Source organism: Nocardioides sp. (assembly GCF_036401255.1).
GTDB lineage: Bacteria > Actinomycetota > Actinomycetes > Propionibacteriales > Nocardioidaceae > Nocardioides.
The window spans coordinates 1-1,804 of sequence record NZ_DASWVI010000048.1 but is presented as its reverse complement, the minus strand read 5'-3'; the positions used below and the strand labels follow the sequence as shown (position 1 = coordinate 1,804).

At 72.6% G+C, this 1,804-nt stretch carries 2 protein-coding genes, 1 pseudogene and 1 riboswitch; all 3 genes and pseudogenes read left to right on the top strand.

Annotation, left to right across the window (positions count from 1 at the left end):
* Nucleotides 1–526, top strand: a 526-nt coding sequence (locus VGD85_RS02370) for a DNA primase small subunit domain-containing protein (protein WP_331061845.1), incomplete at its 5' end; no start/stop codon positions are given.
* A 9-nt stretch (nt 527–535) separates the two neighbouring features.
* Nucleotides 536–1,198 carry a ribulose-phosphate 3-epimerase gene (rpe, locus tag VGD85_RS02365; RefSeq protein WP_331061844.1) on the top strand — a complete coding sequence of 221 codons (663 nt, stop codon included), beginning with the start codon at nt 536–538 and terminating at the stop codon, nt 1,196–1,198.
* A gap of 197 nt (nt 1,199–1,395) precedes the next feature.
* Nucleotides 1,396–1,541: riboswitch (FMN riboswitch) on the top strand.
* 79 nt (nt 1,542–1,620) lie between these two features.
* A pseudogene (locus VGD85_RS02360) lies at nt 1,621–1,804 on the top strand (riboflavin biosynthesis protein RibD); the annotation flags it as partial.

Sequence of the window (1,804 nt, the reverse complement as noted above, 5' to 3'; positions counted from 1 at the left end):
GGTCCGCCGGGTCGCCCACGTCGTCCACGAGGTCCTCGACGAGCTGGGCGTCGTCGGCTTCCCGAAGACCAGTGGCAGCAAGGGTCTGCACGTCTATGTCCGGATCCGCCCCGACCACGGCTTCAAGGACGTACGCCGCGCCGCGTGGGCGTTCGCCCGCGAGGTCGAGCGCCGCGCCCCCGACGACGTCGACCTCACCTGGTGGCGCAAGGACCGCGACCCGAGCACGGTCTTCGTGGACTACAACCAGAACGCCCGCGACCACACCATCGCGGCGGCGTACTCCGTCCGCGGCCTCCCGGACGCCCGGGTGTCCACACCGATCCGCTGGGACGAGGTCGACCATGCGGACCCGCGGGACTTCACGATCTTCACGGTGCCCCAGCGGTTCGCCGAGCTCGGCGACCTGCACGCCGACATCGACGACGGCGGCGGCCGCGGCCCCTACGACATCGCGCCGCTGCTGGAGTGGGCCGAGCGCGACGACCGCGAGGGCGCGGAGGCGCCCGGCGAGCCCGAACCCTAGGATCGGCGCGTGGGCATCCAGATCACCCCGAGCATCCTCAACGCCGACTTCGCCGCGCTCGGCGCGGAGGTCGCGCGGATCCCCAGCGCCGACTGGGTGCACGTGGACGTGATGGACAACCACTTCGTCCCCAACCTCACGTTCGGGCCGACCATGATCGAGGCGCTCGCGCGCTCCACCGACGTGCCCCTCGACGCGCACCTGATGATCGAGGACGCCGACCGCAACGCGCTGGCGTACGTCGAGGCCGGGTGCGGCTCGGTGACCTTCCACGTCGAGGCGGCCCGCGCGCCCGTCCGGCTGGCCCGCGAGATCCGCGCCCACGGCGCCCGCGCGAGCATGGCGCTGCGCCCCGCGACGCCGGTCGAGCCCTACGAGGAGCTGCTCCCCGAGCTCGACATGCTCCTGATCATGACCGTCGAGCCGGGCTTCGGCGGGCAGAGGTTCCTCGACCTGTGCCTGCCGAAGATCCGCCGGGCCCGGGAGCTCATGGACAAGCACGGCGTGGAGACCTGGCTCCAGGTCGACGGCGGCATCAGCCTCGACACCATCGAGCGCTGCGTCGAGGCCGGCGCCGACACGTTCGTCGCCGGGTCGGCCGTCTACTCCGCCGACGACCCCGACCGGATGGTCGCCGAGCTGCGTGCGCGGGCCGAGGCCGCCGCGAGCTGACCCGCGTCCCTGCCCGCCGCTGGCGGAGTCTGTGCCGTTTGGTCACCAACGGCAGACACACCGGCCCCGAGGATGTCGTTGGTGACCAAACCGCAGCACGCGGCGGCTCGGGTGATCCCACGTGAGGCGCGCCACGTGGACGGCAGGCGGATCGCGACCGCTGCTGTGGCACACTCGACCTCGACGAGTTCTCGAACTCGCGTGCTCTGGGGTCGGTGTAATTCCGAACCGGCGGTGACTGGGTTGAGGCCCAGAAGTCCGCGACCCGGTCACAGCCAGTGACCGGTTGACCAGGTGAGAGTCCTGGACCGACGGTGAAAGTCCGGATGGGAAGCGCACGCAGGTGTCGTCCGCACGTGTCCTCACGCGCGGACGGACCGTCGGCCCCGGAGTCCCGCGAGCGGACACGAGGGGCAGACCGGATGACGTTCACCGCAGCCGAGCAGGCGGCCATGCGGCGCGCCCTCGAGCTGGCCGCGACCCCCGGCGTGCCGCTGGGGCCCAACCCCCGCGTCGGCTGCGTGTTCCTCGACGACGACGGCGGCACGGTCGCGGAGGGCCACCACCGCGGCGCGGGCACCCCGCACGCCGAGGCCGACGCCCTGG